The sequence below is a fragment of the Bradyrhizobium mercantei genome, assembly GCF_001982635.1.
In the GTDB taxonomy this organism is placed as follows: Bacteria; Pseudomonadota; Alphaproteobacteria; order Rhizobiales; family Xanthobacteraceae; genus Bradyrhizobium; species Bradyrhizobium mercantei.
In genome coordinates this window covers 405,944-429,285 of sequence record NZ_MKFI01000004.1, presented here as the reverse complement: position 1 = coordinate 429,285, position 23,342 = coordinate 405,944, and the positions used below count along the sequence as shown (strand labels likewise).

Here is a 23,342-nt window from a genome sequence, read left to right as displayed (position 1 = left end):
TTACATCAATCCGCGCCTACCGTTGATGTGGGCATCAGTTCCTCCACAGGGAAGTCGAGCAGCCGGCCAAATTCGCAGGGGATAATGCCTGTCCTATGCGCTGATGCTGCAGGGCACGCTGAGGAAGCCGCGGAAGCGCACCCGGCCGCCGCGCACCGGCTCGCCATCGAGCACATAGTTCGGAAAGCGAGCCAGGAAGCGCGAGATCGCGATCGCGCCTTCGAGGCGCGCCAGCGCCATGCCGGCGCATTGATGCGCGCCGGTGCCGAAGGCGAGATGGCGGTTCGGCGTGCGCGCGACGTCGAAGCTTTCGGGGTTGGGGAATTGTGCGGGGTCGCGGTTGGCGGCGCCGATGCACAGCGTGACCAGCGTGCCGGGTGGCAGCTTGATGCCGCCGAGCTCGGTCTCTTCCACGATCATGCGGTTGCCGAGCTGGTTCGAGCTTTCGTAGCGCAGCATCTCCTCGACCGCGGTCTTGATCAGCTCGGGCTGCGCGATCAGCCGCTGCTTCTGATCCGGATTTTGGGTGAGCGTCACGAGGCCGTTGCCGATCAGATTGGTCGTGGTCTCGTGGCCGGCGTTGAGCAGGAAGATGCAATTGTGCAGCAATTCCTTTGCGGTCAGCCGCTCGCCACTGTCCTCGCCCTGGATCAGCCGGGTCAGCACATCGCGTTCGGGATTGCCCGGTCTGCCGCGGCGTCGTTCGACCAGGGTTTCGAGATAGGCGAGGAAATCCTTCACCGCATTGTTGCCGCGGTCGAACGCCTCCTTGCCGATCACGGGCTCCAGCGCACCGAGAATCGCCAGCGACCAGTCGCGCAGCGGCTCGCGCTCGTCGTGCGGCACGTCGAGCAGATTGCCGATCACCTCGACCGGAATAGCCGAGGCGAAATCGCCGATCAGCTCGAAGCGCTCCTTGGTCGCGATCCGATCGAGCAGGCTGTCGACCAGCGCGATCAAGTCCGGCTCCATGCCGGCGATCGCCCGCGGCGACAAGGCGCCCATGATCAGCCGCCGCACGCGGGTGTGCGCCGGCGGATCGTTGAAGACGAGGCTCGTGGTGTGGTGCTCGTAGAGCAGCGAGTTGCCGTATTTCGGCAGGAACTCCTTCTTCTTGTCGGAGGAGAACGCCTTGGTGTTCTTGTAGGCGGCGATGAGGTCGTCGTAGCGGGTGAGGAAGTAGCAGCCATTCGGCATTAGCTTGACCGGCGCGGTCTCGCGCAGCGCGCGATAGGTCGGGTAGGGGTCGGCGTAGAACTCCGGCGTCAGCTTCTCGAGGTCGAAGCCGTCAGCCAGCTCTGGCGCGTGTCCGTTCATGGCGCATCCAACCCAATTAGTTTCATTTGCAACTATCGTAAGCCCCGGGCGGCGGCCGCGCAACACAATTTGCAGGCATCGGCAACGGGCCCGGAGCGCGTCGCGTGATGCGAGTAAATCGCAGAGCCATATGCGGTTTTGCGCTTTGATGAAGCGCGCGCGCCCCTCTACAGTCGCGGCCAAACAATCAATAGAGAGCCGGAAACGCCAATGCATGCCCGTGCCGACACCGCGGCCTCCTGGCCCGAGGAGATCTTCTCGATATTGCAGCGCTTCGAGGTGCGCCAGGTGCCCTACGTGCCGGACGCCGGGCATTCGGAACTGATCGAGCGGGTGCTGGGTTCGTCCGCGATGCGCGGAATTGCGCTGACGACCGAGGAGGAGGGCGTGGCGCTGCTCGCAGGCGCCTGGGCCGGCGGCCAGCGCGGCGTGCTGCTGATGCAGTCGAGCGGGGTCGGCAACTGCATCAACATGCTGTCGCTGGTGCAGATCTTCCGCCTGCCGTTCCTCACCCTGGTGACGATGCGCGGCGAATGGGGCGAGTTCAATCCATGGCAGGTGCCGATGGGCTCGAACACGCAAGGCATTCTCGAATTGTCGGGGATCAAGGTGTTGCGCGCCTCGCATCCCGGCGAGGTGCGCGAAGTCGTCGAAGCCGGCGCAGCGCAGGCCTACAACGCCTGCACGCCCACCGCCGTCCTGCTGTCGCAGCGCCTGATCGGGGCAAAGGTCTTCACCAAATGAGCAAAGCCAATCTCCTCGACCGCCGCGCCGTCGTGTTCGAGTTGCTGAGGGACCGCAAGGGCGCCTTTGCGATCGGCGGCCTCGGCGCCTCGACCTATGACATCGCCGCCGCCGGCGACCATGACCGCAATTTCTATCTCTGGGGCGGCATGGGCGGCGCCGTGATGATCGGGCTCGGCCTCGCGCTGGCCCAGCCGACCCTGCCGGTCGTCGTGATCACCGGCGACGGCGAGATGCTGATGGGGATGGGGAGCCTTGCGACCGTCGGCCTGCAGCAGCCCAAAAACCTCTCGATCATCGTGCTGGACAATGAGGCCTATGGCGAGACCGGCGGCCAGACCAGCCATACCGGTGGAACCGCCGACCTCGTCGGTGTTGCCAAGGCCTGTGGTATCGGAGATAGCCGGGCGATCAGCACGATGGCTGAGGTCGAGGCTTTTGCTTCGTCTTTACAGGATGTTACGGCAGGACCGCGGTTCGCCAGCGCGAAGATCGACGGGGCCAATCTGGAGCGTGTGCTGTCCAGTCGTGACGGCACTTACATTGTGAATCGTATTCGAGGGTCGATCGGCCACACTCCAATTTAAAGTGGCTTTCGCGGTGCAATAGAACCTTGACTTTTGGTAAAGTGAGTGATTACTCACGACCCAAATGTCTACCTTACGCATGACGAGTGACTTGCGGCGTCAGTTGATCCTGAGTGCCGCAAAGCGATGTTTCGCCCGGAACGGCTTTGCCGGCACCACGACGAAGAGCGTGGCGGCCGCGGCTGCCATTTCGGAAGGGCTGCTGTTCAAGCACTTCCCGTCGAAGGCTGCGCTGTACGCCGAGATCCTTGCCGAGGAGTGCGAGGCGGATCCCGATCTCGCGCATCTGCTCGGGCAGGAACCCTCGACCGCGACGCTGGTCGAACTGGTGCAGGGCATGGTCGGCCACTTCATGCAGCTGCGCGATGCGCCGGATCAGGAAGAGGCGCAGCGGATGCGGCTGATGGTGACGAGCCATCTCGACGACGGCGAGTTTGCGCGCCTGCTCTACGACAAGGTCGGCAAGCTGATCGGCCCGACCTTCGCCGCCTCGCTCGAGCGGGCGATCGCCGCCGGCGAGGCGACGCGGATCGGCGACGAGCCGCTCAACCTGTTCTGGTTTGCGCATCACACCGTGCTTATGGCTGCGCTGACGCAGCTGCCTGCGACACCGTGTCTCCCCTATGGCGATGCCGCCGCGGCCGAGCAGCAGCTTTGCCAGTTCATTCTTCGCGGCATCGGACTTACCGAAGCCGCAATTTCAACTCATTTGGGCCGCCAGCCGTCGCCGAGCGCAGGATCGTCGGTAACTGCAGAAAGTGCATGACATGAATATTCAGACCGAAAGCCACATCTCGGGGCAACCGATCAAGGAGAAGCAAGCCAAGCGTCCTGTTCGCATGGTGCGCTGGTTCATCATCGTAGGGCTGTTGCTGGCCCTGCTGGTCGGCGCGCTGGTCGGCTTCAACGCCTTCCGCAGCCACATGATCGCGCAGTTCTTCGCCAACAATAAGCCGCCGCCGTCGAACGTGTCGGCCGTCGAGGCGAAGACCGAGGTGATTCCGAATCTTCTGACCGCCGTCGGCGATCTCGTCGCGGTGCACCAGGTCAACGTCACGACCGACGTGCCGGGCCGCATCACCGAGATCCAGTTCACCGCCGGCAGCCACGTGAAGGCAGGTACGCCGCTGGTGCAGCTGTTCGACGCGCCGGAGCAGGGCGACCTCGCGAGCTTCAAGGCGCAGGCGACCGTGGGCGAGCAGCAGCTCGACCGCGCGAAGCAGCTCGCGTCGCGCCAGTTCGGCCCGCAGTCGACCGTCGACACGGCGCAGGCGACCTACGACCAGGCCAAGGCCGGCATCGCCAAGACCGAGGCGCTGATCTCGCAGAAGCTGGTGCGAGCACCGTTCGAAGGCGATCTCGGCGTTCGTCAGGTTGAAGTCGGCCAGTATCTGACGGCCGGCACGCAGATCGTGTCGCTGACCGATCTGTCGGTGCTGTACGCCAACCTGACCGTGACCGAGAAGCAGAGCTCGCAGATCAAGGTCGGCCAGGCCGTCCGGATCGCAGTCGATGCCTATCCGGGCCGCACCTTCGAGGGCAAGATCACGACCATCGAGCCGCAGATCGCGACCGACACCCGCAACATCCGGGTCCAGGCCACGATCCAGAATCCGGACAGCATCCTGAAGCCCGGCATGTTCGCGACCACCACGATCGTGCTGCCCGCGAAGCCGCCGGTCGTGACCATTCCCGAGACCGCGGTCGACTACACGCTGTACGGCGACTCCGTGTTCCTGATCACCGAGAAGAAGGGCGAGGACGGCAAGACCACCCTGACCGCGGACCGCACCTTCGTGAAGACGGGCAACCGCGTCGAAGGCCGCGTCGAGATCCTCAAGGGCCTGAAGGCCGGGGACAAGGTCGTGGCCGTCGGCCAGATCAAGCTGCAATCGGGCATGGCGGTCGCGATCTCGAACGATCCGCCGCCGCCGGTTCCGGCCGAGCCGCCGCGCTACTAATTCCGATCATAAACCCGGAGGGCCGGTCGGCCCTCCGCCACATGTTGCCGCAACCGGCAGACAACACGAATCGAGTTGGCGATGGCCTTCACTGATATTTTCATCAAGCGCCCGGTGCTGTCGGTCGTCGTCAGCCTGCTGATCCTCTTGATCGGCTTGCGCGCGGCGATGGTGCTGCCGATCCGGCAATATCCGAATCTCTCGAACACCGTGGTGACGATCACGACGTCGTATCCCGGCGCGTCGCCGGAGCTGATCAACGGCTTCATCACCACGCCGATCGAGCAGGCCGTCGCGTCGGCCGAAGGCGTCGACTACATGACGTCGAACTCGGTGCTCGGCACCTCGACGATCCAGGTCTACGTCAAGCTCAATCACGATCCGAACCAGGCGCTGACCGAGGTGCTCGCCAAGGTCAACTCGGTCAAATACCTGATCCCGAAGGAGGCCTTCGATCCGGTCGTGACCAAGGCGACCGGCGACACCATCGCCGTGATGTATCTCGGCTTCTCCAGTGAAGAACTGACCGGATCGGCAATCTCCGACTATCTGACCCGCGTCGTGCAGCCGGTGCTCTCGACGGTCGACGGCGTCGCATCGGCCGACATCCTCGGCGGCCAGACCTTTGCGATGCGCGTCTGGCTCGATCCGACGCGCATGGCCGGACGCGGCGTGTCGCCCAACGACGTTGCGGCTGCGATTGCCGCCAACAACTTCCAGGCGGCCGCCGGCCAGACCAAGGGCTTCTTCATCGTCTCCAACGTCTCGGCCAATACCGACCTTCAGAACATCGATCAGTTCAAGCGAATGATCGTGAAGTCGAAGGACGGCGGCTTCGTGCGGATCGAGGACATCGCGACGGTGGAGCTCGCGGCGCAGTCGACCGACGCCAGCGTCGCCTTCAACGGCGAGCATGCGATCTTCATCGGCATCAAGGCGACGCCGCAGGGCAACCCGCTGAGCCTGGTGAAGGGCGTGCGCGCGCTGTTCCCCGATCTCGAGCGCAACCTGCCGCCGTCGATGAAGATGAAGGTGGCCTACGACTCCACCAAGTTCATTCAATCGTCGATCGACGAGGTCGAGAAGACGCTGAGCGAAGCGGTCCTGATCGTCGTCGTCGTCATCTTCCTGTTCCTGGCGTCGTTCCGTTCCGTGATCATTCCCGTGGTCACCATTCCGCTGTCGCTGGTTGGCGTCTGCATCCTGATGCTGGCCGCCGGCTTCAGCTTCAACCTGCTGACGCTGCTGGCGATGGTGCTCGCGATCGGCCTCGTGGTCGACGACGCCATCGTGGTGGTGGAGAACATCCATCGACATCTCGAGGAGGGCCTGCCACCCGTGCAGGCATCGCTGAAAGGTGCACGCGAGATCGTCGGCCCCGTCGTCTCCATGACGATCACGCTGGCTGCGGTGTACGCGCCGATCGGCTTCCTTGGCGGTGTCACCGGCACGCTGTTCCGCGAATTCGCCTTCACGCTGGCCGGCTCGGTGATCGTGTCGGGCGTGATCGCGCTGACGCTGTCGCCGATGATGTGCTCGGTATTCCTCAAGAGCACGGAAGAGGGCCGTTTCTCCAGGCTGGTCAATCGCGTGTTCGGCGCGATGACGCGCGGCTATGGCCGCATGCTCGATCGCTCGCTCGACTACCGCCCGATCACGGCGCTGTTCGCCCTGACCATCCTCGGCCTGGTCGGCTTCCTCTATATGCACATCCAGAAGGAGCTGGCGCCGCAGGAAGACCAGGGCATCGTGTTTGCGATCACCAAGGCTCCGAAATACGCCAATATCGACTACATCGATTTCTACGGCGACAAGATGGACAAGGAGTTCCAGAAGTTTCCCGAGACCGATCTGCGGTTCATCCTGAACGGCATCACCGGTCCGCAGGGCGGCTTCGCCGGCATGCTGCTCAAGCCGTGGGATGAGCGCAAGCGCTCGGCTCAGACGCTGCAACCGCTGGTGCAGGCCGAGCTGTCGAAGATCGAAGGCGTCAGCGCGTTCGCGTTCAGCCTGCCGCCGCTGCCCGGCGGCCCCGGCGGTCTGCCGGTGCAGATGGTGATCTCGTCGACGGCCGGCTTCCAGCAGGTGTTCGATCAGATGAACAAGCTGAAGGACGCGGCGCGCAAGAGCGGCCTGTTCATCGTCACCGATAGCGACCTCGACTTCAACCAGCCGGTGGTCCGGGTGAAGGTCGATCGCTCCAAGGCGAGCGACCTCGGCATCACCATGCAGTCGATCGGCGGCGCGCTGGCGACGCTGCTCGGCGGCAACTACGTCAACCGCTTCAATCTGGAAGGCCGCTCCTACCAGGTGATTCCGCAGGTGCCGCGCGCCAACCGGCTCGCGCCGGAGTCGTTCGACAACTACTACGTCCCGACCGCGACCGGGCAGCTGGTGCGGCTGTCGACGGTGGTCTCGGTCGAGACCGGCGTCGATCCGAACGCGCTGACCCACTACAACCAGCTCAACTCGTCGACCTTCCAGGCCGTGCCGATGCCCGGCGTCTCGATGGGCCAGGCGGTGGAGTTCCTGCAGGGTGAAGCCAAGAAGCTGCCGTCCGGCTTCAGCTACGACTTCCTGGCCGACTCCCGGCAATACGTCCATGAGGGCAACCAGCTCCTAGTCACCTTCGCGTTCGCCATCATCATCATCTTCCTGGTGCTGGCGGCGCAGTTCGAGAGCCTGCGCGATCCGTTCGTGATCATGATCTCGGTGCCGATGGCGATCGTCGGCGCCTTGATCCCGCTGTTCTTCGGCGTCGCCACCATGAACATCTACACCCAGGTGGGCCTGCTGACGCTGGTCGGACTGATCACCAAGCACGGCATCCTGATGGTGGAGTTCGCCAACGAGCTGCAGCTCAACGAGGGCCTGGACCGCCGTTCGGCGATCGAGATGTCGGCCCGGATTCGTCTGCGTCCGATCCTGATGACGACGGCGGCCATGGTCACCGGCCTGCTGCCGCTGCTCACCGCCTCGGGCGCCGGCGCCGCCAGCCGCTTCTCGATCGGGCTTGTCGTCGTCACCGGCATGACGATCGGCACGCTGTTCACCCTGTTCGTGCTGCCGATGGTCTACACGGTGATCGCGACCGACCACCAGGCCGCGGCCCGTTCCGACCGTGCCAAGCAGATCGCCGACTACGAGCTCGAAGGCCGCGGCGGCGCATTGAAACCAACCTGAACCCTCCAGGCTCATGCTCGCAGGGAAGGCGGCACTGGCGAAAGCCATTGCCGCCTTTTCTTTGTCTCGTGATAGCCTTCGCCGATAGGCGGGCAGGAAGCACTCGCCGCAAGAAATCCGGAGGAAACAGCCATGGCGAGCGAGTTTGCGGCGGGCAATTACCGGTTCATTCCGGCCGTATTCCAATATTCAAGCGGCGCGCAGGCGAACGCGGGCTATGAGATCGAGCGGGTCCGCTTCGATCGCCTGGTGCCGCTCGCGGCGGGCTTTGCGCGGATCGCGGCCTACATCAAGGAGGCGGGGCGGCCGCTGACCTCGTTCTGCGCCTGCGAATTGCGTTCGCCGGCCGCCTTCACCGAGGACGGCTTTCGCGCCTTCAACCAGCACTACGTCAAGACGCTCGCGGAATGGGGCCTGTTCGACGGCACCATCAATCCGGTGGCGCGCAGCAACGTCTGTCCCGAGATCGATCCGCCGGCCGAGCCGTCGTTTTATGCGTTCTCGTTCACGCGGCCGAGCACGAGCACCTCGCCGTCCTTCGTGATCGCAGGCGGCGCCGAGGCCCGCAGCGGTACCGCCAGCTACCCCGATCGCATCGTCTGCTATCGCGATCTCAGCCCTGGCGCGTGGCGGGAGAAGGTCCGCTTCACCGCCGGCGAGATGGAGCGGCGCCTGGCCGAGTTCAGCTTCGGCTGGCAGGAGACGACGGCAGTGCAGGCCTACACCGTGCACGACATCCATCCCGTGGTCGTCGATGAGCTGGTCCGCCGCGGCGCCACGCGCTCCGGCCTGACTTGGCACTTCTGCCGCCCGCCGGTGGTCGATCTCGAATACGAGATGGATTGCCGCAGGGTGTTGCGGGAAGTGGTGATTTAGCTCTCGGAGAAACTAGCCGCCGTCATTGCGAGAAGCGAAGCGACGAAGCAATCCATCGCTCCGCATACGTGGCCCGATGGATTGCTTCGCTTCGCTCGCAATGACGCGGCTGGGACGTCGCCGACTTTCCCCGTCATCCTGAGGTGCGAGCAAAGCGAGCCTCGAAGGATGCACGGCCCGGCTGGCGGCCGTCGATCCTTCGAGGGCCGCTGAAGAAGCGGCCACCTCAGGATGACGGGTCAGACACTGCGCTCGCCGCGGCAGCGATGGCGACGCCTCACCGCGCCTTCGGGTCCAGCGCGTCGCGCAGGCCATCACCGACCAGGTTGAAGCTGAGCACGACCAGAAAGATCGCGAGCCCCGGCCAGATCGCCATCCATGGCGCGCTGGTCAGGAAGCGTTGCGCGGCGTTGAGCATGCTGCCCCAGGACGGTGCCGGCGGCTGCTGGCCGAGGCCGAGGAAGGACAGCGCGGCCTCGGCGATGATCGCGGCCGCGATCGACAGTGTGGCCTGCACCAGCAGCGCCGGCAGGATGTTGGGCAGGATGTGGACCAGTGCGATGCGCCAGCGCGGATTGCCCATGGCGCGGGCCGCCTCGACATAATCCTCGACCTTGACGCTCATCACCTGGCCGCGGGTCAGGCGGATGAAGATCGGGGTCGCCGAGACACCGATCGCGATCATCGCATTGCCGAGGCTCGGGCCGAGGAAGGCGGCGAGCGCGATCGCCAGGATCAGGAACGGGCAGGCCAGCATCGCATCGGTGATGCGGCTGATCAGGGCGTCGATGAAGCCGCCGCGATAGCCGGCGACGAGGCCGAGCGGCACGCCGATCGCAAGCGCGATGCCGACCGAGATGACGCCGGCGAGCAGCGAGGCGCGGGCGCCGTACACGACGCGGGCGAGCACGTCGCGGCCGAGCTCGTCGGTGCCGAACCAGTGCTGTGCCGACGGCGCCTTGCGCACCAGCGACCAGCTCGTGGCGATCGGATCATAGGGAACGATCAGCGGCGCGAACACCGCGAGCAGGATGAAGAGCGCGATCACGGCAAGGCCGAGCACGGCGCCCTTGCGCCGGATCAGCCGCCGCCAGGCGCGCCGTGCCGGGCTTTCCAGCGTCTCGGCGGCGGCGAGTGAAGCTGATGTCGGGAATGCTGTGTCCGTCATCCGGTCAGCCCCTCAGCCGCGGGTTGACGAGGATATAGGCGATGTCGGCGATCAAATTGAGCGTGATGTAGATCGTCGCCGTCGTCAGCACCACGCCCTGCACAACGGCATAGTCGCGGTTGAACACGGCATCGACGATCAGCTTGCCGAAGCCCGGGATCGAGAAGATCTGTTCGGTGAGAACCGCGCCCGACAGCAGCGTGCCGAGTTCGAGCGCGCCGAGCGTGATGATCGGGGTCAGCGCGTTGCGCATCGCGTGCTTGAGGATGACCGTGCGCTCGGACAGGCCCTTGGCGCGCGCGGCGCGGACATAGTCGCTCTCCAGCACCTGGAGCATGGCGCTTCTTGTGTGCCGCATCAGGATCGCGGCGATTGCATTGCCGAGCACGAAGGCCGGCATGATGGTGGCGGCGAGGCTGGCGCGCCAGTTCTCGGTCAGCGGCACATAGCCGGAGGCCGGCAGCCAGCCGAGTTCGATCGAGAACAGGAAGATCAGCATGATGCCGAGCCAGAAGTTCGGCGTCGAGATGCCCCACAGCGCAAACAGATTGGCGCCGTAATCCCAGGCGGTGCCTTTCTTCACCGCCGAGACGATGCCCGCAGGAATCCCGATCAGGAAGGCGATCGCGATCGCCATGGCGGCAAGCTGCAGCGTCACCGGCAGCTTCTGCGCGATCAGCTCCAGCACCGGCATCTTGTTGCGCAGGGACTCGCCGAAATCGCCCGACAGCACGCCCTTGATCCAGTAGACGTACTGCACCGGGATCGGCTGATCGAGGTGGTACTGCGCGCGGATCTGCGCGATCACCGCCGGATCGCGCTCCTCGCCGGCCATCACCAGCGCCGGATCGCCCGGCAGCAGATGCTGCAGCGAGAAGATCAGCACCGAGACAAAGAACAGCGTCGGCACGATCTGAACCAGCCGCTTGGCGAGGAAGTTCAGCATGACGATGCTCGTGTCCCGGACACCGGCGCGATCACTTCAGCTTCAATCCGACCACGCGCACGAGGCCGTCGGGCATCTGCTTGTAGCCGTCGAGCTTGGTGGTGTGCGCGATGATGATACGGCGATGATAGATATAGAGAATGGCCTCGTCCTCAAGTTCGAGCTTGGTGAGCTTGGCGTAGATTGCCTTGCGCTGCGCCATGTCGGTGGTGAGGCGGGCATCGTCGAGCGCCTTGTCGGCCTCCGGATTGGCCCAGGCGCTGTAGTTTTGCGGCGCGTCCTTGTGCAGGAAGACATAGGAGTTGCCGTCCGGATCGATGCGGCCGCTCCACGCCAGCATATAGGCCTGGTATTCGCCGGCCTCGGCCTGCTTCAGCGACGTCGCGAACTCGGTGACGCGGATCTTCATGTCGAAGCCGGCTTCCGCCGCCATCGACTGGATGACCTGTGCGGTGCCCTCGGTCTCGGGCCCCTTCGGCACCATGAAATCGACGCTGACCGGCGGCGTCACGCCGGCCTCCTTCAACAGCGCCTTGGCCTTTGCGACATCGCGCGGGCGGATCGGAAAATCCTTCTGATAGTAGGGATGATCCGGGCTGACCCACTGGTTTCCAGGCTTGAACTCACCGTTGAACACGACCTGGTTGATCGCCTCGCGGTCGATCGAGAGATCAAGCGCCTGCCGCACCTTGGCGGATTGGCTCAGCGGACCCTTGGCCTTGTCCTTGCCGATGTTGAGCGTGATGCCCTGATAGCCGAGCTCGATCGCGCTCGACACCTTCAGCCGCGAGTCGGCGCGCACGTCCTTCAGGTCGGTCGCCAGCACGCGCTCGATCAGGTCGAGCCCGCCCGATTTCAGATTAGCGAGCCGCACCGTGGCATCCACGATCGGCAGATAGACGATACGGTCGATGAAGACGTTGTCCTTGTTCCAGTAGTCGGCAAATTTCTCCAGCACGATGCGATCCTGCTGCACGCGCTCGACGAATTTGTACGGACCGGCGCAGACGGGATGCAGGCCGAACTTGTCGCCGGCAGCTTTGGCGGCCTTGGGCGACACCATCATGCCGGCACGGTCGGTGAGCTGCGCGATCAGGGGCGAGAACGGCGCCTTGAGCACCAGCTTGATGGTCAGGGGATCGACGATTTCGATGTGGTCGATGCTGGCCAGCTCCGGCCCGCGGAACGAGCCGGGGAAAGTCAGATGCCGCTCCAGCGAAAACTTCGCCGCTTCCGCGTCGAGCGGCTCGCCATCCTGGAATTTGACGCCGGGCCTGAGCTTGATCGTGACCTCCTTGCCGTCGGCGGAGGTCTCGTGCGACAGCGCAAGCTGCGGCACGATGTTGAGCTTCTCGTCGATGTCGAACAGCTTGTCGCAGAGCGCGGCGAACACGATGCGGCCGACATAGGTGCGCGCCATGGTCGGATCGAGCACGTCGGGGTCCTCGGCAAGCCCGATCCGCAGCGTGGTCTGGGCTTCGGCCTGGACTTGGGCACCTGCCACGAGCGACAGCAGCAGGGCGGCGGCCACCGCCGCCAAACGAAACATCCTCATCGCGCAACTCCCCATCTCATGTCTGCGGCGCCGTCCCGAAATGACCAACCCCGGCGCGCCCGGTCCCTTCCGCGGCTCCGCTGAAAGCCGCGACCAATTTCTCAAGCGACGGCGAGAAGCCGCCATCGGCGGGAACGATGTTCTCCGCCGGCGGCAGCTCCGCGGTGCGGTGGCAGGCCGTCGCATGGCCTGTGCCGTCTGCCAGCAGTTGCGGAACTTCGCTGCGGCAGCGCGCGATCACGTAGGGGCAGCGGGTATGGAAGCGGCAGCCGGACGGCGGATTGAGCGCGCTCGGCAACTCGCCCTCAAGCACGATGCGGCTGCGCTTGGCGCGCGGTTTCGGCACCGGGATCGCCGACAACAGCGCGCGGCTGTAGGGATGGCGCGGGGCGGCGAACAGTGCTTGCGCGTCCGCGGTCTCGACGATGGTGCCGAGATTCATCACGGCGACGCGGTCGGCGATGTGCTTCACCACGGCCAGATCGTGCGAGACGAAGATGTAGGCGAGCTTCAGCCGATCCTGCAAATCGCGCAGCAGGTTCAGGATCTGCGAGCGGATCGAGACGTCGAGCGCCGACACCGGCTCGTCGCAGATGATCAGCTTCGGCTCGACCGCGAGCGCACGGGCAATCGCGATGCGCTGGCGCTGGCCGCCGGAGAATTCGTGCGGGTAGCGGCGCGCAAAGCGCGGCTCGAGTCCAACCAGCCGCAGCAGCTCCTCGACCCGTTCGCGGCGGCGTGCTGCCGGCACGAGATTATGCAGCGCCAGCGGCTCGGTCAGGATCTGGCTCACCGTCATGCGCGGGTTGAGCGACGCATAAGGGTCCTGGAAGATCAGTTGCGCGTCGCGGCGGAAAGCGCGCAGCTGCTCGGCATTGAGCGTGCCGAGGTCGCGGCCCTCGAAGCGGATACGTCCGGCGTCCGGCTCGATCAGCCGTAGCACCAGCCGGCTGACGGTGGATTTGCCGCAGCCGGATTCGCCGACCAGGGCCAGCGTCTTGCCGGCCTCGACCGTGAAGCTGACGCCGTCGACCGCCTTCACATGCGCGGTCGGCCGCCCGAACACCGAACGTTCGGCGACGAAATGCTTCACCAGCCCTTCGACCTCGAGCAGCGCGGTCATGACACCAGCCGTTCCAGCGGCGCACGGATGCAGCGCGAGGCGTGGGTCGGGCTCAGCATCGCGAGCGGCGGCGACGATCGGGTGCAGGCAGCCTCGACGAACGGGCAGCGGGCGGCGAAGCGGCAACCCGCCGGCGGGTTCGCCATGTTCGGCACCATGCCCTCGATGGTGGCGAGATGGCTCGTGCGGCGATCGAGCCGCGGGATCGAGCCGAGCAGGCCGACCGTGTAGGGATGCTGTGGATTGGCGAACAGCTCGTCGACCGGGGCGCGCTCGACGATCTCGCCGGCATACATCACCGCGACCTCGTCGCAGACTTCGGCGACGACGCCGAGATCATGGGTGATCAGGATGATCGCCGCCCCGCTCGCGGCCTTCAGCTCGCGCATCAGGTCGAGGATCTGCGCCTGCAGCGTGACGTCGAGCGCGGTGGTCGGCTCGTCGGCGATCAGGAGCTGCGGATCGCAGGCCAGCGCCATCGCGATCATCACGCGCTGGCGCATGCCGCCGGACAGCTTGTGCGGAAATTCGTCGATGCGTTTCTCGGGAGAGGGGATGTGGACGCGGCGCAGCAGCTCGATGGTGCGCTCGCGCGCGGCGCGCCGGGAGCCGCCGCGGTGGCGCAGGATGGTCTCGGTGATCTGGTCGCCGATGGTGAAGCTCGGGTTGAGCGAGGTCATCGGCTCCTGGAAGATCATCGCGAGACGATTGCCCCGCAGGTCGCGCAGCGTCGCATCCGGCACGTCGAGCAGGTCGAAGCCGTCGAAGCGGATCGCGCCGGATACTGCGGCGGATTGCTTCGGCAGCAGCCCCATGATCGCGAGCGAGGTCACGCTCTTGCCGCAGCCGGACTCGCCGACCAGGCCGAGCGTGGCGCCGTTGGCGACGGACAGATCGACGCTGTCGACGGCATGCGTGATGCGGCCGTCATCGCCGTGGAAGCTGACGCGCAGGCCCTCGATCTCGATCAGCGGGCCGGCAGTCATTCGCGGCTCGTGCTCGCCGCTGCGATGCCGGCGTCGATCTTGGCGCGGTCGCTGGTTCCGGCCGGGTTGTCGCGGGTCGGCATGAACTGCCGGAACGGCACCCAGTGCTCGCGGCTGACCGCTTCCAGCCGCTCCAGCTCGCGCAGGGGATCGGCGTGGTCGTCGACCCGCAGGTCGAGCAACGGCCATTGCTCCGCGCCGTGGATCAGCAGCGCCGCCGATTGCTTGCCGCGCTTGTCGCCGCCGGCCGCTTCGCCGGCGAACATCGCCTGGATCAGCCGCTCTGCGAACGGGAGCTTTTCGTTCGCGGCATAGACACGCGCGGTCTCGTCGAGCACCGCCGGCCCGGCCAGCATGTTGCCGGCGATCGAGAAGCCGTCGCCCGCGATATGGCCGAACCAGTCGATACAGTCCTTGCCGGAATGCGCCGCGATGCGCCCCTTGGCGTCCATGACATGCACCTGCCGGCTCTCGCGGCCGCCGTCGGGTGCGATCAGCGCCGCAATCACCTCATGCGGGCTCTTGCCCTCGCGCAGCAGCGCGAGGCCGTCGATGCCGTAGTAGGGATTGACCAGCGCCTGGGACGCGACGGCGCCGATCCCGGGTGCAATGTGCGGGACGAGCGCGCCGACCGCGAAGAACCGCGTGGCGACGGCGATGCCGAGCTGGCCGGTGGCGCTGTCGCGGGCGATGATCGACCAGGTCATCCGAAACCTCTAGCGCCCCGCGGCGTAGCCCTGCATGCCGCGCGGGTTGGCGGCGGCGCGGCGGCGGGGGCCGACCTTTGAGGCCGCGGTGAGGCGGCCTTCCGACCAATCGGGGCCAATCTCCACCACATGGCCGCGGCGTTTCAATTCGTCGATGGTCGATTTCGGCACGCGATTTTCCAGCACCAGCACGCCGGGGCGCGAGGTGCGCGGCCAGAACGAGATCGGGAAATGCTCGGAGTGCCAGGCCGGCGCGTCGATCGCCTCCTGCAAATTGAGCCTGGCATGGACATGGCGCAGGAAGAACTGCGTGATCCACTGGTCCTGCTGGTCGCCGCCCGGCGAGCCCCAGGAGAGATACGGCTCGCCGTCGCGCAGCGCCATGGTCGGCGACAGCGTGGTGCGCGGTCGCTTGCCCGGCGCGAGCGAGACAGGATGGTTTTCCTCCAGCCAGAACATCTGGGCGCGGCTGCCGAGGCAGAAGCCAATTTCGGGAATCACAGGCGAGGATTGCAGCCAGCCGCCGGACGGCGTCGCCGAGATCATGTTGCCGGCCTTGTCGATGATGTCGAAATGCACGGTGTCGCCGCGCACCTCGCCGAATCGGCCGACGGTCGGCTCGCCCGCGCCCATCGCGCCGACCGCTTCGCGGTGCCCTTCGGCGTGGCGCAGCTTCACGACGCCGCCAAAACCCGTGACCGAGCCGGGGCGGAAGTCGAGCGAGGCCTTGTCTTTCGAGATCAGCTTGCGCCGTTCGTTGTTATAGGCGTCCGACAGCAGCGTCTCGATCGGGATGTCGGTGAACTTGGGGTCGCCATAGAACGTCTCGCGATCGGCATAGGCGAGCTTGGCGGCTTCGATTTGCAGATGGATGAAGTCGGGGCCTGCGGGATCGAGCCCGTCGAGCTCGAAACCCTTGAGCAGCGCGAGTTGCTGCAACATCACCGGACCCTGGCTCCAGACCCCGCATTTCTGCACGGTGTAGCGGCCGTAGTCATAAGTGAGCGGCGCCTCGATGGTCGGCTGCCAGCGCGCCATGTCGTCGGCCGACAGCACGCCGCGATGCGGCGATCCCGAGACGTCCATCACCTCCTGAGTGCGGCAAAATCTGTCGATCGCCTCCGCAACGAAGCCCTTCGACCAGGCCTGCCGCGCGTGCTCGATCTGCGCCACGCGGTCGCCGCCTGCGCTCTCCGCCTCGGTCAGGATCCGCGTGTAAGTCTCCGCGAGCTTCTTGTTGGTGAAGAGGGTGCCGGGCTTCGGCACCTCGCCGTTGGGCAAATAGACGTCGGCCGACGTGGTCCAGTATTTCCGGAACAATTGCTCCACGGTCTTGATGGTGGCGGACGCACGCTCGACCAGCGGGTGGCCGTCGCGGGCATAGCCGATCGCGGGCTCGAGCACGTCGCGCAGCTTCATGGTGCCGTAGTCGCGCAGCAGCAGCATCCAGGTTTCGAACGTGCCGGGCACGCAGGCGGCGAGCAGGCCGGTGCCGGGCACCATCTCGAGGCCCTCGCTGCGGTAGTGCGCGATCGTGGCCTTGGCCGGCGCCGGGCCCTGGCCGCAGATCACTTCGGATTTGCCGCGTTTGACGTCGTGTACGATGATCGGGACGTCGCCGCCGGGGCCGTTCAGATGCGGCTCGACGACTTGCAGCGTGAAGGCGGCTGCAACGCCCGCGTCGAAGGCGTTGCCGCCCTTTTCCAGCGTCGCCATGCCGACTGCGGTGGCGATCCAGTGCGTCGAGGTGACGACGCCGAATGTCCCTTCGATCTCGGGCCGTGTCGTGAATGGATCGGGGTTGACGTTGCTCATGGCGATTGACCGTTACGCGGTTTGTTCTTGGGTGGCCCGTTGGGCCTTTTGCGCGCGCACTTGATCACAGGTGGGCTGGTATGCCAACCGCTTGGTAGACATGGCCGCTCCCATCCGCGTGATCACACTGGTACGGCGGCGGCAGGACTGTTGACGGCGTGACAGGCGACGCCATCGATCAGCTCGGGCGTCTTCTCACGGCAGAGATCGAAGGCGAGGGGGCAGCGCGGGTTGAACGAGCAGCCGCGCGGCGGATCGATCGGGTTCGGGATCTCGCCCTTGACCGGGATGCGCTGGCGGCCGGACATCGCCAGATCCGGAACCGCGCCGAGCAGCATCCTGGTGTAGGGCATCCGTGGGTTCTCGAACAATTGCCGGCCCTCGGCAATCTCGACGATGCGGCCGAGATACATCACACCGATCCGGCTCGCCATGTGGCGGACGACCGCGAGATTGTGGCTGATGAAGAGATAGGTCAGGCCAAACTTGTCCTGGAGGTCGCGCATCAGATTGAGGATCTGCGCCTGCACGGAGACGTCGAGCGCCGAGGTCGGCTCGTCGCAGACGATGAACTCGGCCTCGGACGCCAGCGCGCGGGCGATCGCGATGCGCTGGCGCTGGCCGCCGGAAAATTCATGCGGGAATTTCTGGCCGTCGTCGGGGTGCAGGCCGACCAGCGACAGCAGTTCGCCGACTCGGGCCTTGATGTCGCGCTCGCCCTGGATCAGGTCGAAGGCGCGGATCGGCTCGGCGACGATGGCGGCGACCCGGTAGCGCGGATTGAGGCTCGCATAGGGGTCCTGAAAAACCATCTGGATGCGCCGGCGCAGCCGGCGGCGCGCCTGGCCCTGCCGCGGATCGGTCATCGAGACGCCGTCGATGACGACTTCGCCCGAACTCGGCGGCAACAGGCCGACGACCATGCGTGCGACCGTGGTCTTGCCGGAGCCGGATTCGCCGACCAGCGCAAAGGTCTCGCCGCGCTTGATGTCGAAAGAGACGCCGTCGACGGCTTTCAGGAATTCGAGATGGCCGCCTTCGATCACGCGGTTGAGCCACGGTTTCGAGACATCGAAGACGCGGCGCAGATTCCTGACCTCGATCAATGTCCCGCTCATGCCGCGGTCTCCTTCGCGGGCTCGAACAGATGGCAGGCGACGGATTGGGTGCCCCGCCGGATCGGCTCGGGACGTTCGATGCGGCAGCGATCGAAGGCGAACGCGCAGCGCGGATTGAACGGGCAGCCCGGCGGGATCGCCGACAGCCGCGGCATCGAGCCCGGGATCTGCACCAGGCGCTTGTCCTCGCCCGCGAGCGTCGGGATCGCGCCCATCAGGCCACGGGCGTAGGGATGCAAGGGATTGCGCACCACCTCCTGCACCGGGCCGATCTCGGCGATGCGGCCCGAATACATCACCGCGACGCGGTCGCAGGTCTCGGCGATCACGCCCATGTCGTGGGTCACCAGCATCACGGCGGTGCCATGGTCGCGGCCGAGCCGCTTGATCAGCGCGATGATCTGCGCCTGCACCGAGACGTCGAGCGCGGTGGTCGGCTCGTCGGCGATGATCAGCTCGGGCTCGGCGCAGATCGCGAGCGCGATGACGACGCGCTGGCGCATGCCGCCGGAGAATTCGTGCGGGTAGCCGTCGATGCGCTTTTCCGGCGCGGGGATGCCGACCTCGGCCAGCAGATCGATGGCGCGCCTGCGCGCGGCGCTTTCGCTCAAGTTGGTGTGGGTGCGGATGGTCTCGATGATCTGGTCGCCGATCCGGTACAGCGGATTGAGGCTGGTCAGCGGATCCTGGAAGATCATGCCGATCCGCTTGCCGCGGACGCGCCTGATCTCTTCCGGCGGAAGATGGTCGATCCGGGTGCCCGACAGCTCGATCTCGCCGGCGGAGATGCGGCCGGGCGGATCGATCAAGCCGATCACGGCAAGGCCGGTGACCGATTTGCCGGCGCCGGACTCGCCGACCACGCCGAGCACCTCGCCCTTGGCGATGTCGAATGACACGCCGTTGATGGCGCGCAACGTCGCGCGGCGGGTGACGAATTCCACCTCGAGATTGCGCACGGAGAGAACAGGCTGGGTCATCGGAGCTTCGGGTTGAGGGCGTCGCGCAGCCAGTCGCCGAGCAAATTGATGGAGAGGATGAGGCCGGCCAGCGCAATGCCAGGGAAGGCGACGATCCACCATTCGCCGGCGAACAGATAGTTGTTGCCGATCCGGATCAGGGTGCCCAGCGAGGGCATGGTGTCGGGCATCCCTGCGCCGAGGAACGACAGCGTCGCCTCGGTGATGATTGCGAGCGCGAGGTTGATGGTGGCGATGACGAGGATCGGGCCCATGGTGTTCGGCAGCACGTGCCGCAGCATGATCTTCGGCGCCGGCAGGCCGATCAGCTGCGCCGCCGCGACATAATCCTTGTTCTTCTCGACCATGACCGAACCGCGCACGGTGCGGGCATACTGCACCCAGAAACTGAGCCCGATCGCGATGATCAGCACGCCGAGCGTGCTCATCTCGTCGAGCCGGTTGCCGAGCAGCGATTTGGCGACGCCGTTGACCAATAGCGCGATCAGGATCGCCGGGAAGGTGAGCTGCACGTCGGCGATCCGCATGATGACGCTGTCGACCACGCCGCCGAAATAGCCGGCGATCAGGCCGAGGGCGATGCCGAGCGCGCCGGCGAAGACCACGCCAGCGATGCCGACCGCAAGCGAGATGCGCAGGCCGTAGAGGATCGCCGAGAGCACGTCGCGGCCCTGCTCGTCGGTCCCGAGCAGGAACGGGCTCTGGCCGTCGGCGGTCCACAGCGGCGCGATCCGCGAGTTGATCAGTTGCAGCTGCGCCGGATCGAACGGGTTCTGCACCGCAAGCCATGAGGCAAAGATCGCCAGCAGGAAGAACGTGAGCGTGATCGCGGCGGCGACCATGGTCAGGCGGGACCGGCGAAACGAATAGAAGATGTCGCTATCGAGCGCGCGTTTGAACCAGCCTGTGGGTGCGTGGTGATCCTCGGAGCGATGGGGGACGACGGCGTCGGACATCGGTTGATCCCTCACGCCGCGCGGCCGACGGGCGAGCGCAAGCGCGGATCGACCACGGTGTAGAGGATGTCGACCACGAGATTGATGGTGACGAAGATCAGCGAGACCATCAAGAGATACGCGGCCATGATCGGGATATCGACGTTCTGCACGGCCTGCACGAACAGAAGCCCCATGCCCGGCCATTGGAACACGGTTTCGGTGATGATCGAGAAAGCAATAACCGAGCCAAACTGAAGTCCGGCCACCGTGATCACGGGAACCAGGGTGTTCTTCAGCGCGTGGCCGAAATGGATCGCGCGCGTGGTCAGGCCGCGGGCGCGGGCGAAGCGGATATAGTCGGTCCGCAACACCTCCAGCATTTCGGCGCGCACCAGCCGCATGATCAGGGTCATCTGGAACAGTCCGAGCGTGATCGCCGGCATGATGATCGCCTTCCAGCCGGAGACGGTGAGCAGCCCGGTCGACCACCAGCCGAGCTTCACCACCTCGCCGCGGCCGAACGAGGGCAGCCAGCCCAGGGTCACCGCGAACAGGTAGATCAGCAGGATGCCGATCAGGAAGGTCGGCAGCGAGATGCCGATCAGCGATACCGCCTGGAATAATCGGGCGAGGATGGTGTCGCGGCGCAGTGCCGAATAGACCCCCATCAGGATGCCGGCCACCATCGCAAACAGCGTCGCACAGATCGCGAGCTCCAGCGTCGCCGGCAGTCGCTCGGCCAGCAGCGAGGAGACCGGCAGGCGGAACTGGTAGGACACGCCGAACTTGAACTGCAGCGCATTGATGAAGTAGCGGCCGAACTGCACCAGCACGGGATCGTCGAGGCCGAGCGAATGCCGGATCTCAGCGCGCTGCGCGGCCGAGGTGTCGATCGAGACGATCTGGTTGACCGGGTCGCCGGCGAAGCGGAACATCGCGAACGCGATGACGCCTACGGCGAGCATGACGCCGATCGCCTGCAGGAAGCGGCGAAGAGTGAAAGCGAGCATCTCTACCTTTCACTGCTTTTGACATTTGGCGCGCGGCTTTGCGCGGCCGGAAAGCGCGAGGTCCCGGAAGCCTGCGCTTCCGGGACCCAATTCGCCGAAACCACTATTCACCCTGCTTGGTCGCCCAGTACAGCAGCACCTGGTTGTCCGCGCGCTGGGTCAGCTTGACCTTTTTCGACACGCCCCACACCAGCGGCTGCTGATGCAGCGGAATGTAGCCGTAATCCTTGATGACGATCTCGTAGGCCTGCTTGATCAGCTGGTCGCGCTTGGCGGTATCGCTCTCGACCAGGATCTTGTCGGTGAGCGCGTCGACTTCCTTGTTGCAATAGCCGCCGAGATTGGCTTCGCCCCTTGTGGAATCCTTCGGATCGTCGCGGCAGCCGAGGATGTCGTGCAGCACGTTGTGCGAGTCTGACGTCGCGGGCGTCCAGCCCAGCATGAAGAACGAGGTCTGGTAGCCGCCGGGCTTCAGCACCTTGCCGAAATACTGCGCCTTCGGCTGCGCCAGCAGGTTCACCTTGACGCCGATGCGGGCCAGCATGCCGACCACCGCCTGGCAGATCGCGGCGTCGTTGACATAGCGGTCGTTCGGGCAATCCATCGTGACTTCGAAGCCGTTCGGATAGCCGGCTTCGGCCAGCAGCTTCTTGGCGCCTTCGGGATCGAGCTTCGGCCGGGTGAACTCCTTCGACAGCGGATAGAGCTCGGGCGCGATCATCAGCGTCGAGGGCGTCGACATGCCGCGCATCACGCGGGTCTTGATCAGGTCGACGTCGATCGTCTTGTAGAAGGCTTCGCGGACCTTGATGTCCTTGAACGGATTCTTGCCCTTGATATTGGAGAACAACAGCTCGTCGCGCGCCATATCCATGCCGATGAAGATGGTGCGGATCTCCGGCGCGGTCATGACGGTGGCGACGCCGCTGGAATTGACGCGCTGGATGTCCTGCAGCGGAACCGGTTCGATGACATCGACCTCGCCCGAGAGCAGCGCGGCGACGCGGGTGGCGTCCGAGCCGATCGGGGTGAAGATGATCTCCTTGAGATTATGCTCGGGCTTGCGCCAATAGCCTGGAAACGCCTTGAACACGGTCTTCACGCCGGGCTGATGGCTCTCGATCGTGAAGGGGCCGGTGCCGTTCTCGTGCAGCGCCGCGTAGCTCGGCGTGGTCGCGGAGGCCGGCGTCGGTGCGACCGAGTTGTTCTCCTCGCACCACTTCTTGTCCATGATGTACCAGCTATCCCATTGCGAGGTGAGGATGGGATTGGGCGAGTCCAGCGTCACGTCGACCGTGTAGTCGTCGACCTTGGTGAACTTGGCGTCGGCCGGGACGTTGCTGAGGAAATTGGAGCCCTTGGCGCGGACGCGCTCGGCGGAGAACAGCACGTCGTCGGCGGTGAAGGGATCGCCATTGTGGAATTTCACGCCCTTGCGCAGATGGAAGCGCCATTTGGTCGGGCTCAGCGTCTCCCAGCTTTCCGCCAGTGCCGGAATGATCTTGAGGTCCTTGTCGCGCGCGGTAAGGCCCTCGTAGACGTGGGCATGGTGCGCGATCGTCGTGGTTTCCTTCAGGGTGTAGGGATCCAGCGACTTGAGCTCGCCCTGGTTGGCGTATTTCAAGGTCTGGGCCGATGCCGGCAAGGCAAGGGCAACCAGCGCGGCGGCAGTCGCCGCAAACAAACTCCAACGTACCGACATGTGATCCCGCGTCCCCGTTTTTGTCCGCCGGCTGCTTTGTCCGGCTGGTATTATTGATCCATGTTGCCAGAGTTTACCGGCCGCGCAAGCGCGATTTCCCAAAGGGTTAATCGGTTCGCGCGGGTGCGGCGCAATGAGCAGGTTTGAGAGTGACGGCCGATGCGAACGCGCGACATTCGACTTTCGGCGTGCCGCTTGCCGGTCATGCGAACGATCGCCGGCGGGCCCGTCATGCCGGTCGCCCAAAACGGTTTGGTTGACCATAACGGATGATTGAGGCCGACTGCACCTCGGGGCGGGAAGGGCTCACTTGCGCAACGCACCCCGTCGCGGCGATACTAAGGTGGGTCAAGGCGCATTTGAGGAGGCGGATATGAAGGTCAACGTCGAGATAGATTGTACGCCCCTTGAAGCGCGGCAATTCTTCGGCCTGCCGGACGTGGCGCCGATGCAGACCGCCGTCATGGACAAGCTGCAGCAGCAGATGACCTCGAACATCGACAAGATCTCGCCGGAATCGCTGATGCAGAGCTGGTTCACCTTCGATCCCAAGCTGGCCGAGCGCTTCCAGGACATGTTCGTGGCGATGGCCGGCTTCGGCGGCACGAGCAAGAAGAAATAGTGGC

At 65.3% G+C, this 23,342-nt stretch carries 20 protein-coding genes; 7 read left to right on the top strand and 13 right to left on the bottom strand.

Going from position 1 to position 23,342, the window contains the following annotated elements; all coding sequences use genetic code 11:
• Positions 1-93: 93 nt before the first annotated feature.
• The gene (locus BI327_RS20165; protein ID WP_076862536.1) at positions 94-1,317 is read right to left on the bottom strand and encodes a cytochrome P450; all 1,224 of its coding nucleotides are present in this window, start codon (positions 1,315-1,317) and stop codon (positions 94-96) included.
• Between the two features lie 210 nt (positions 1,318-1,527).
• On the opposite strand from BI327_RS20165, the gene BI327_RS20160 reads away from it, so the two are divergent.
• The 6 genes from BI327_RS20160 (at position 1,528) to cnbZ (ending at position 8,668) form a co-directional block, all read left to right on the top strand.
• A complete protein-coding gene (locus BI327_RS20160; protein WP_076862535.1) occupies positions 1,528-2,061 on the top strand; it encodes a thiamine pyrophosphate-binding protein in 534 nt (177 codons plus the stop codon).
• Positions 2,058-2,648 carry a thiamine pyrophosphate-dependent enzyme gene (locus BI327_RS20155; RefSeq protein WP_076862534.1) on the top strand — a complete coding sequence of 197 codons (591 nt, stop codon included), beginning with the start codon at positions 2,058-2,060 and terminating at the stop codon, positions 2,646-2,648. The genes BI327_RS20160 and BI327_RS20155 overlap by 4 nt, the downstream gene beginning before the upstream one ends.
• A 64-nt stretch (positions 2,649-2,712) precedes the next feature.
• Positions 2,713-3,414, top strand: coding sequence for a TetR/AcrR family transcriptional regulator (locus tag BI327_RS20150; protein WP_076862533.1), 702 nt, complete (start codon positions 2,713-2,715; stop codon positions 3,412-3,414).
• 1 nt (position 3,415) lies between these two features.
• Entirely contained in the window at positions 3,416-4,609 is a 1,194-nt protein-coding gene (locus BI327_RS20145) for an efflux RND transporter periplasmic adaptor subunit (RefSeq protein ID WP_076862532.1), read from the top strand.
• An 81-nt stretch (positions 4,610-4,690) separates the two neighbouring features.
• Complete coding sequence (locus tag BI327_RS20140) at positions 4,691-7,792, top strand: multidrug efflux RND transporter permease subunit (protein WP_076862531.1); 3,102 nt, start codon at positions 4,691-4,693, stop codon at positions 7,790-7,792.
• A 132-nt stretch (positions 7,793-7,924) separates the two neighbouring features.
• The gene (gene cnbZ, locus BI327_RS20135) at positions 7,925-8,668 is read left to right on the top strand and encodes a 2-amino-5-chloromuconate deaminase CnbZ (protein ID WP_076862530.1); all 744 of its coding nucleotides are present in this window, start codon (positions 7,925-7,927) and stop codon (positions 8,666-8,668) included.
• Positions 8,669-8,945: 277 nt separating this feature from the next.
• Here cnbZ and BI327_RS20130 read toward each other — a convergent pair whose 3' ends face one another.
• The 12 genes from BI327_RS20130 to BI327_RS20075 all read right to left on the bottom strand — a co-directional run bounded on the left by BI327_RS20130 (position 8,946) and on the right by BI327_RS20075 (position 22,716).
• Positions 8,946-9,836, bottom strand: coding sequence for an ABC transporter permease (locus BI327_RS20130; RefSeq protein WP_076862529.1), 891 nt, complete (start codon positions 9,834-9,836; stop codon positions 8,946-8,948).
• 4 nt (positions 9,837-9,840) lie between these two features.
• Positions 9,841-10,782, bottom strand: a complete 942-nt coding sequence (locus BI327_RS20125; protein ID WP_076862528.1) for an ABC transporter permease — start codon at positions 10,780-10,782, stop codon at positions 9,841-9,843.
• A gap of 31 nt (positions 10,783-10,813) precedes the next feature.
• The gene (locus BI327_RS20120) at positions 10,814-12,337 is read right to left on the bottom strand and encodes an ABC transporter substrate-binding protein (protein WP_076862527.1); all 1,524 of its coding nucleotides are present in this window, start codon (positions 12,335-12,337) and stop codon (positions 10,814-10,816) included.
• Between the two features lie 16 nt (positions 12,338-12,353).
• The gene (locus BI327_RS20115; protein WP_076862526.1) at positions 12,354-13,460 is read right to left on the bottom strand and encodes an ABC transporter ATP-binding protein; all 1,107 of its coding nucleotides are present in this window, start codon (positions 13,458-13,460) and stop codon (positions 12,354-12,356) included.
• Complete coding sequence (locus tag BI327_RS20110; RefSeq protein ID WP_076862525.1) at positions 13,457-14,446, bottom strand: ABC transporter ATP-binding protein; 990 nt, start codon at positions 14,444-14,446, stop codon at positions 13,457-13,459. The genes BI327_RS20115 and BI327_RS20110 overlap by 4 nt, the downstream gene beginning before the upstream one ends.
• Positions 14,443-15,153, bottom strand: a complete 711-nt coding sequence (locus BI327_RS20105) for a DUF1028 domain-containing protein (protein ID WP_076862524.1) — start codon at positions 15,151-15,153, stop codon at positions 14,443-14,445. The genes BI327_RS20110 and BI327_RS20105 overlap by 4 nt, the downstream gene beginning before the upstream one ends.
• Before the next feature lie 9 nt (positions 15,154-15,162).
• On the bottom strand, positions 15,163-16,968 hold the full coding sequence (locus BI327_RS20100; protein WP_076862523.1) for a gamma-glutamyltransferase family protein: 1,806 nt from the start codon (positions 16,966-16,968) through the stop codon (positions 15,163-15,165).
• A 122-nt stretch (positions 16,969-17,090) separates the two neighbouring features.
• Positions 17,091-18,086: an ABC transporter ATP-binding protein gene (locus tag BI327_RS20095; protein WP_076862522.1), complete on the bottom strand. Its 996-nt coding sequence runs from the start codon at positions 18,084-18,086 to the stop codon at positions 17,091-17,093.
• A complete protein-coding gene (locus BI327_RS20090; protein WP_076862521.1) occupies positions 18,083-19,066 on the bottom strand; it encodes an ABC transporter ATP-binding protein in 984 nt (327 codons plus the stop codon). Before BI327_RS20090 ends, BI327_RS20095 begins: the two co-directional genes overlap by 4 nt.
• Positions 19,063-20,022: an ABC transporter permease gene (locus tag BI327_RS20085; RefSeq protein WP_076862520.1), complete on the bottom strand. Its 960-nt coding sequence runs from the start codon at positions 20,020-20,022 to the stop codon at positions 19,063-19,065. Before BI327_RS20085 ends, BI327_RS20090 begins: the two co-directional genes overlap by 4 nt.
• An 11-nt stretch (positions 20,023-20,033) precedes the next feature.
• Positions 20,034-21,014, bottom strand: coding sequence for an ABC transporter permease (locus BI327_RS20080; protein WP_076862519.1), 981 nt, complete (start codon positions 21,012-21,014; stop codon positions 20,034-20,036).
• 103 nt (positions 21,015-21,117) lie between these two features.
• On the bottom strand, positions 21,118-22,716 hold the full coding sequence (locus BI327_RS20075) for an ABC transporter substrate-binding protein (protein ID WP_076862518.1): 1,599 nt from the start codon (positions 22,714-22,716) through the stop codon (positions 21,118-21,120).
• A gap of 373 nt (positions 22,717-23,089) precedes the next feature.
• Here BI327_RS20075 and BI327_RS20070 point away from each other — a divergent pair, with 373 nt between their 5' ends.
• A complete protein-coding gene (locus BI327_RS20070; protein ID WP_076862517.1) occupies positions 23,090-23,338 on the top strand; it encodes a DUF6489 family protein in 249 nt (82 codons plus the stop codon).
• Positions 23,339-23,342: the final 4 nt, after the last annotated feature.